Annotated in this window: 10 protein-coding genes; 2 read left to right on the forward strand and 8 right to left on the reverse strand. The window is 65.7% G+C overall.

The genetic code is table 11. The features are described 5' to 3' along the window. Window positions 1-34: 34 nt before the first annotated feature. The 8 genes from ACQP2U_RS36075 to ACQP2U_RS36110 all read right to left on the reverse strand — a co-directional run bounded on the left by ACQP2U_RS36075 (window position 35) and on the right by ACQP2U_RS36110 (window position 4,880). Window positions 35-331, reverse strand: a complete 297-nt coding sequence (locus ACQP2U_RS36075; protein ID WP_433711623.1) for a hypothetical protein — start codon at window positions 329-331, stop codon at window positions 35-37. A gap of 87 nt (window positions 332-418) precedes the next feature. After that, window positions 419-1,210, reverse strand: a complete 792-nt coding sequence (locus tag ACQP2U_RS36080) for an ESX secretion-associated protein EspG (RefSeq protein ID WP_433711624.1) — start codon at window positions 1,208-1,210, stop codon at window positions 419-421. A gap of 25 nt (window positions 1,211-1,235) precedes the next feature. Further along, window positions 1,236-2,219 carry a PPE domain-containing protein gene (locus ACQP2U_RS36085; protein ID WP_433711625.1) on the reverse strand — a complete coding sequence of 328 codons (984 nt, stop codon included), beginning with the start codon at window positions 2,217-2,219 and terminating at the stop codon, window positions 1,236-1,238. A 14-nt stretch (window positions 2,220-2,233) separates the two neighbouring features. Further along, complete coding sequence (locus ACQP2U_RS36090) at window positions 2,234-2,530, reverse strand: PE family protein (protein ID WP_433711626.1); 297 nt, start codon at window positions 2,528-2,530, stop codon at window positions 2,234-2,236. Window positions 2,531-2,542: 12 nt separating this feature from the next. After that, window positions 2,543-3,868 (reverse strand): hypothetical protein, encoded by a 1,326-nt coding sequence (locus tag ACQP2U_RS36095; RefSeq protein WP_433711627.1) that lies wholly within the window; start codon window positions 3,866-3,868, stop codon window positions 2,543-2,545. Between the two features lie 3 nt (window positions 3,869-3,871). Continuing rightward, entirely contained in the window at window positions 3,872-4,183 is a 312-nt protein-coding gene (locus ACQP2U_RS36100; protein WP_433711628.1) for a hypothetical protein, read from the reverse strand. 122 nt (window positions 4,184-4,305) lie between these two features. Beyond that, on the reverse strand, window positions 4,306-4,605 hold the full coding sequence (locus ACQP2U_RS36105) for a YbaB/EbfC family nucleoid-associated protein (RefSeq protein ID WP_433711630.1): 300 nt from the start codon (window positions 4,603-4,605) through the stop codon (window positions 4,306-4,308). Next, window positions 4,602-4,880 carry a hypothetical protein gene (locus ACQP2U_RS36110; protein ID WP_397047041.1) on the reverse strand — a complete coding sequence of 93 codons (279 nt, stop codon included), beginning with the start codon at window positions 4,878-4,880 and terminating at the stop codon, window positions 4,602-4,604. Before ACQP2U_RS36110 ends, ACQP2U_RS36105 begins: the two co-directional genes overlap by 4 nt. Before the next feature lie 276 nt (window positions 4,881-5,156). On the opposite strand from ACQP2U_RS36110, the gene ACQP2U_RS36115 reads away from it, so the two are divergent. Together ACQP2U_RS36115 and ACQP2U_RS36120 are read left to right on the forward strand one after the other, a co-directional pair. Then, window positions 5,157-7,274, forward strand: a complete 2,118-nt coding sequence (locus ACQP2U_RS36115; RefSeq protein WP_433711632.1) for a hypothetical protein — start codon at window positions 5,157-5,159, stop codon at window positions 7,272-7,274. Between the two features lie 10 nt (window positions 7,275-7,284). Continuing rightward, complete coding sequence (locus tag ACQP2U_RS36120; RefSeq protein ID WP_433711633.1) at window positions 7,285-8,064, forward strand: ESX secretion-associated protein EspG; 780 nt, start codon at window positions 7,285-7,287, stop codon at window positions 8,062-8,064. Window positions 8,065-8,221: the final 157 nt, after the last annotated feature.

Genomic DNA, 8,221 nt, shown 5'->3' on the forward strand with positions numbered 1-8,221 from the left:
CGATTCCTTTCCGGATGTGATGGTCGACGAGGTGCTACACCAGGTTGGTGAAGTTGTCGACGTTGTCGGCATCGACACTGGTCTTGGTCTTGCCGCCCTCGAAGATCTTCGACGTCATATCGTCGAGCTTGATCCGCAGCCGCTCGCCTTCCTCCGCCCACGCATCGGCGGCCTTACCACATGCGGTGTTGGCGTCACCCTGCCAGCCGGGCTTGGCGGCGTTGATGTCGTCGCCGATTCCCCCGATCGTCTTCTTGATCTCTCCCACCGCCGTCATGAAATCATTCACAACCTGGGCGGCGGCGGCATCGTCGAGACTTACCTTGCTCATTGTTCAGTCCTTACTCATTCTGCGGTGTCGGGTGTATTCAGTTGGTGTTGCCGGTATTCGCACAGTCAGCCCTCGACAGCGCGTGAGCTAGGGCATCCACCTTCCTCCGGGCAGGGAATCGATCAGAGCCGAAATCGACTGTGCGATCCGGTGATCGGAGCCCGGGGTGAAGGTGGACCAGACCCGGAGGTCCTGGGCTGCTCCGGGGCTGGCGACGATGCGGCCGCGTGCGGTGTCGTACACCGCGACCGATCCGAGGGCCCGGGTCGTCACCGCGTCGGAGGTGGCGTAGGCGACGATTTCGGCGTGTGCGAAGCAGGTCGACATGGCCAGCCCGAATTCGATCGCATCGCGTTCGTCGGCCACTCCCAGCGAATACAGCGCCTGGGTGAAGTCGCTCGAGGTCGTTGCGCCGTCGAACAACAGTCGCAGATCCTCGGCGAGCGCGCTGAAATTGGCGATGGGCGCGGGCTCGCATGCGCCGAGGGCGGACAGTATCGGACGGGCCAACGCGGTTCCGCTGTCGTCGGCCCAAGTGGTGCGGATATCGAAATCGCCGCCTTGACGAATGGCCAGCGCGTGTTCGAACCCTCTGCGCGCCAGGCAGATTCGTATCGGCCCCGATTCGGTGTAGATGCGCGCCACCAATTCCCGATCCGGCTGCGCCAATACATGCAGTGCGGCCGCGAGGTCGGACTCGACCTCGTCGTAGCCGTCGATCAGGCCGGCGCCGCGCAGATCCGATAACGCGTGCTGTTGCGCGGCATGCCAGGCGTCGACCGAATCCTGCTGCGGGCAGGCCCCGAGTACAGTCGGCAGGGTCTGCACGCCGAGCATGTCCGACACTGCGAGCAGCCCGTCGTTGGTCAACGTCGGCATATCGATCTCCTCCCGCCGGGCGGCGTCATGGCTGTGCCTTCCCCGGCGCGGGCGCGTTCTGCTCGGCAACACCACCGAGTACCGGCGGTGCGGCCTCGATACCGGTTTCCAAATGCATGGCATCACCGGGGCGTGGTGTCGGCGCAGCCCCCGCACGGACAGTGCGTTCGGCCTCGCCCATGCCCGCGCCACCCGGGGCCATGCCGCCGGGCACCATCCGGCCGGTGGCATCCTCCGCGTGCACCGGCACCGGTTGTGCCGCAACGGCTTCCTCAACGGACACCGACTGCGTGACGGTCTGTGCCCGATACGCCGTCTGCGCCAGCGGCATCGAGGACAGCCCTGGGAGGACGGGCATGAAACCACCGCCGGGCATCGCGGGCATCGCGGGCATCGCCGCGGCCGTCGATGCCACCGCCGCATTCTGCTCGGCGTCCAGTGCGACACTGGTCGCGATCACCGGTGGATGGTCCTGCACCCAGGGAGTCGCCAGCGGCGTGGTCGCGGACTCATAGCTCTGCATCACCCGTGCGGCATCGGCTTTCGCGAGATCCTGTTCGCTGTCGACCTGCGCCGCCGCGGCGACCAGTGGCGCGCCGAGCGCGGCACCCGCGTGCTCGATACTCTGTTTGACAGCTTCCAGTGCCGCGATCTCGGCGACATGCGGCATCGCGAGCCTGGCCACCTCATAGGCGGCGGCCTGGCCCGCCGCACTGGTGGCATTGCGGCCCGCAGATGCGGCCGCATCGACGAGCCAATCACGCAGCTTGCCGATCCGCTCCAGGACGAGATCACTGCTGTCCGACCGCCACGACTCCCGCAGCTCCGCCACGATCTGGTCGTATTCGACGACCGCCGCACCGAAGCTGGCGGCCAGCTGCGTCCATGCCGTACCGGCTTCGGCCATCGGCGCCGCGCCGCGACCCGTGGTCAAATCACGTGCCAGCTGTTCGGTGGGTCTGGCGGGCCAGACCACACCGGTGAAGCCGATTACCGGCGGCTCGACCATCCCTGCTCCCGTTGCTATTTCACCGCCCGGAAGCCGGCCGCGTTGTCGTCGTCCATCCGATCCATCACATCGGTCTGGGAACGCAGTGTGGCGGCCAGCTTGCGGACCTCGAGAATGCCCGCCGTGGCGGCTTCGTCATAGGACGAGGCGACCGAGCGCAGCGATTGCGCGGCGCGCACCGACACCTCGTCGGTCCCGGCCGGTTCGACGGCGAGTACCGGCAGTCGCGCACGCAGGTCGGCCTCGAGCCGCGCCGCGAGCGCGTCCAATGCCGTCGCCGACTTGCGGGCCTGCGTCGATTCGAATTCCATGATGATCTCCCGTCAGAGGGTGAGTGCCTTGTCCGGCGGATCGGAATCCAGTGGCCCCGAAACTTGTTCGGGTGCGCCGACCACCGGCATCGCTACACCTTCGACAGCACCGACGACCTCGTCGCCGTGCTGCCCGGTGACCAGTAGCCCGCGCAGGCCCTCGGTCGTTTGCTCTTCTTGCGCACGCGCACCGGCCGCACCCGCGGCACCGGCCAGCGGCATCGCGCCGGGCGAGGTGGCCGCACCGCGCACCGGCGAAGCCTGGACAGCGGACGCCGTCTCCGCCGCGGGCATACTGGCACCCGCCGGTCCGAAGGAGGTGCCGCCGCGAACACCGGCCCACGGAGTCAGCTGGCGCGCTTGCCCTCCCACTATCGGGGCGCCGACACCTGCCGCACCTCCGCCGAGCCCACCACCGGGGTTGCGCAACTCGGCCTCGTGGCGTGCCCGCTCCGTATCGGCATCCGGATCGGCGATCGCCTTCGCCGGATTCAGCGCGGTCTGGGCGGTCTGCAGCGCCTGGCCACCCGCGGTCGCCAGCTGACCGAGCGGCCCCACCAGTTGCATCAGCTGCTGCACTGCCTGTGACGGATCGACGTTTTTCGGCGCGCCGGTCACCGGGACCTTCTGTCCGGTTTTGGTCATGGCCGCGCTGTGCACGGTGAGTTCGGCACGAGTCTTGGCGACGCAGGCGGTGGCCTCGGCGAGAGTATCGGCCGTGAGTGCGACCACGAACGCCTGCCCGGGTGGGGTGGGCAGGAAAGGAGCCGCGGCCACCAGCGAGGTCATGAACTTCGCGATGATCCCCGACATCATCGTGGCACCTTGAAAGACACTGCCCGCCGCGGCGGTGACGCCGACCGATGTCTGCGCACTCTGCTCCGAGACGGCCGTTCCGTCCGCCGCGGCCCGAGTCGCCTTCTGACCGGCGGCGGTGGCTGCGTCACTCTGCCACAACATCTGCGCTATCTGCAGAGCGGAGGCGCCGAGCGACACCGCCGTCTGCACGACCGATGACACCTGGGACAGCGCCTGCACCGGATCGATCGCGGGGGCCGCCGCCGGATTGACCCCGAGCTCCTCTGAGCCGACGTGGCCCACGGCGGGGATACGGCCGGTGCCGAAACTGCCGGCCAGATCGGTGAGCGGTTTCGCAAGCACGGACAGATCGAGCACCGGTAGCGGTGGGAACTCCGGCATCGGCGGCAGCGCCGGAACCTGCGGTAACTGCGGCAGCCCCAGATCCTTCAGGACATCGTTCACCGGCCTGTTCAGTGCCTGCCCAACGGTACTGTGGCGCAACAGGTCTACGACCGACTGATCCAGCGGCGCGTTCATGGATCAGCCGCTTATCTGCCCGAAATCGGCGGATGCGACGGCTTCGGTGCCGTCGTAGAGGGCCGCGCTCTCATAAGCGGCAACCGCCGACATTCCGTGCACATGCGCCAGCTCGGCCACCGAGGTCAGGTTGTTGGCCTGCGCGACAGCGAAGGTGGCCAGGAAGTCCTGGCCGATCAGCCCGAAGACCGGTATCGCGGCAGCCATGGTCGCGACCTGATTCGTCGCTCCCGCCAGCGCGACATCGGTCGCCAAGGCCGCGGAGGCGTCACCGTACCGGCGAATGGCATCGGTCGTAGCTACTATTTTATTCATCGCAAACCCTCACTGCCGGCAGATGATTGTTTCGCATTGTTGAATGTAGCGGGTTACCGTGGCCACGCCTCAGCGGAACCACCCACTGGTGGTAAGGGGTCATTGTCGTGATAAGCGCCCCTCTACTCGGCGGCCTCTTCGTTGAACGCGGCAACCAGATCGCCACGTTCGGCAAAAGCACGTTGCGCCGCACGACTCGCCGTGTCGACCACGAGCCGCTCGAACTCGGCCGGAGTCAACTTCGCGATCCCCGCCGACAATTCGAGCTCCTGGAGCGCGCCGTTCCCGTCGACCACGACGGTGACGACTCCGTCGGATGAGGTCTCGCGGCCGCGCACCGCACCCATCTCGTCGGCGAGGTCGCGCAGCCGTTCGAGGCTGCGCTGCGCCCGCGCCTCGAGATCGTCCATCGCCTTACTCATACCGACCGCAACCAACTCTGCGGCTCGACCTCGTACTCGGATTCTTCGATGAGCTCCTGGCGGGCAACATCTTCCGGCTTGGGGAGCCCGGTCAGCGCGAGAACATCACTGCTCAGCCCCGCCTCCCGCAACTCCGCCCGGCGCGCGAGGCCGGCTCGATTCGCCGACTGCTTACACAATCTGACGATCTCGGCCGCCAACTCGGCGGGGGGACGACGCAATTCACCGCGTTCGACCTTGATGCCGACCGGCAAACCCTGTTCAGTGGTCTCCACCGAGATCGAGCCACTCCTTGATGCGGCTGTCCACATAACACCCCTCATCAGTTGTGATGTGCCGGCTCGTTACGACACCCCAAAGGGTTTTGTCGAGCAGTGTACTGCGGGCGAAGATCGACCAGACGTTAACGCATTGCCACCACTGAGAAGTCGATCATGGGTCGGGTGCATGTCCATGCCAGACTGGATCGAATTCTCGGCGACAGTCAGGAGCGGACCCATGGTTGACACCACGGCCTTGCCCCAGTCGGCTGCCCACACCTGGAGGCACCGATGATCGATGGTGGCGGTAATGGCGAAGCGCCCGAGGTTCGCGGCCCGGTCAATTCCCCCGGCAAGAAGGCCGAGGACCCCTGGAAAGACATCGCCAAGCAGGTGGCCGACGGCAAGCTCCGGTTCGAGCCCGCTGCCGCCACGAAGGCGGCCACGGAATGCGTGAACGCACTCGCCGGAATCAGCCGTATCCAGGAAAAACTCAACGGTATTAACCCTCTCAGTCCGTTGAGTCAATTGAAGTCCGGCTCGGCGCTGGCAACCCTGTTCAATGCCACTCGCCACGGCTTGGGCGAGGTGTTGCAGACACACAGCACCGCATTGGACGAAATGCTGAATACGTTCAAGGATGCGGGTAAGAAATATATCGAGGTCGACCTGGATTCCGCGCACGATATGGATCCGGCTCTGAAAAAGAGCATGATCGCGGATCTGGATGGAATCAAGCCGAAATCGGCCGCCGACGCCGGAAAATTTCAAACCAAGATGCCGAAACGCGGCAAGGCGCCGGAAACCGAATACATGGACGTCAACTACGAAGGGGTACCCGTCAAGAGTAAAGAGCCACGATCAGCTTCCGAGCTGGAAGAACAAGGAATACCTTTCGGTAGCCGCGATTTCATCAACGGCGGCAAGAAGCTGACGGAAGACCAGATCGTCGATTCGGCCCCGGGCCGGGCGGAGCTCAGTCAATTCGTCAAGCCTGCCGGGCTCCCGGACACACTCGTCAACTCCATGGGATCGAATCAGACTCAGGTGAAAGCACTGGAGCTCTGGCGGCTCGAATCCGGCCCAAACCCCGAGAACCCGGCCAGCCAGTCGTGGCGCGATCTGTACAACCTCGGTCAGACGGCCGGGCACGCCGTCAAACCGGTGCTCGACGCCGCGCTGGCGTGGCAATCGATGGCGAACGAGCTGAAAAAGACCAGCAAAACACTCGCCGAGTACGCGGTGGACAAGTCACTGTGGGAAGGACACGGGGTAGACGGAGCCGTCAAAGCGGTCGAGAACTACCACACGAAGGCAAAGGCCCTGGCGACGCAAATCAATGATATGGGTAAGACCCTCGAATACACGTCGGAATGGCTGGCGAATACCAAGGTCGGTATGCCTCAAAACCCTGATCCGCCGAAGCCGGTGATGGTAACCGGATACACACAAGATCCGTTGACCGGTAACTCGTCATATAACGTCGATATGGCGGCCGCAAACCAACGAAATCTTGCGATACATCGCCAGAACATGGAAAACAACTATGTTCAGGGCGTCCAGACTTCATCGCTGTTCGTTCCATCAATGGACAAGTTGCCGGTAACCACTCCGAAGAGCGAACAGCCGGATGGCAAACAAGACACCGGCGCCGATGGTAAGGGGGGCGGCACGGACACCACCCCCAGCGGCGGGGGCACCGGCCCCATCCCCACCGGCGGGGGCACCGGCCCCATGCCCAGCGGTGGCGGCACCGGCACCATTCCGACCGCGGCCTCCAACTACAGTCCGGTCGACCCGTCCAAGCTCGCACAGGGAGTCAACGACCGCACCGCCTCCCAGGCCGAGACACCGAACTACACGGCAACCACTCCGGCCTCGGCTGATCCCACCCAATCCGCCACCCAGACATCAGGTGTGGATGGTCTGAGCCAAGCGGCCGGGCTCGCCCAGCAAGGTATCGGCGGCGCCCAGAGCGCGTTGCAGGCCGCCGCACAAGCCGCGCAGCAAGCAGCGGCGAGCGGGCTGACGGCGGCCCGAGCCAACGCGCCGGCATTCCCCGGAGGGTCGGGTGCATCGACTACCGGCGGTGGTGGTGCCAGCAAGATCGGCGGTGGTGCCGGGCTGAGCGGCAGCGCGGCTGCCGCACTGCAGAAGGAAGCCGACGCGGCGCGGTTGTTTCCCCGGGCGAATGCTGCCGGACCGGCCTCGCCACTCGGCCGCCTCAGCGGAATGCCGGGCGCCGGTGTGCCCGCGACCGGTGCGCCCGGTTCTCCCGGTGCGGGCGCCGGCCAGGGCCAAGGGCAGAGCAAGGAGTCCAAGCGGCCCAAGTACCTCGAGTCCACCAAACATCTGGAAGAGGCGCTGGGTGAGCCGCCGGCGGTAGGCAAGGCCGTCGTGGAGAAGTAGCTGTGGAGAAATGACCCGAACCTGGAAATTCACCGACCTCGAGTTCGTCGTCGCTTGGGAGGCCGTGGAGGCGGATGTGCTTCCATCCCCGTTCATCTTCACCAGCAGCACGCCGCTGTACGAGGACTTCCAGCGCGAGAAACGGGAACTCCGTGCGCAATTGGGCAGCAGGATCGACGATGTCGCACCGGTGCTGGATATCGTTGCGCGGCCGGATATCCGGATCGAACTGCACGGGTGGGGCAGCGACTTCGACGACGCCGACAGCCAGATCCGCCTGCTCGCGGTCCGCCGCGAAGGCTACGGATATCTGCTGAAGCAGTTGCCCGGCGAAACCGCTTGGCACAGCGGCGGTTACACCATCAGCGAATGCGGTCCACTGGAGCTCACGGATCTCCTCATCGCCGAACTCCCGGAGGCCACCCCCGGCAAGCTCCCCGATGTCGTACTCGCCCCGCGCGACCGCAACCCCGATCTGGACTATTCCTATGGCCAGTCGCTGGTAGCGGACACCTTCGACGACACCGTCGACCGCCTGGCCGACCAATTCCTCCGCACCCCCGCCACCGGCGAGGGGATCATCGAAGTCGCGCAGGGACTATCCCGCTTCGGTCCCCGCGGCGTAGCCCGCAGCCGATTGGGCTGGCGAGACCTCGCCGACGACGGCCGCTACGCCATCACTACTGCCACTCCACCGGTTGCCGTGCCCGCCGACACCAAACGGCTTGCCGCCCTGGTGAATTCAGGCATCGCCGAAGTGATCAAGGCCATCAAGGACGAACGGCGCTGACGCGAGCTCTCGTGGCCGATGGCCTGCGCCGGGTCGTAGCGCAGCGGCTACCTGCTCCGCCACCTTCGCTCGAGATCGCTCACATAGCCGAGCGACCCGATTCTCCGGAAACAGCGGGATCGGTATGCGGCTCACTCACTGTAGTTCCGGCCGGCTC

The organism is Nocardia sp. CA-084685 (genome assembly GCF_050955785.1).
GTDB lineage: Bacteria > Actinomycetota > Actinomycetes > Mycobacteriales > Mycobacteriaceae > Nocardia.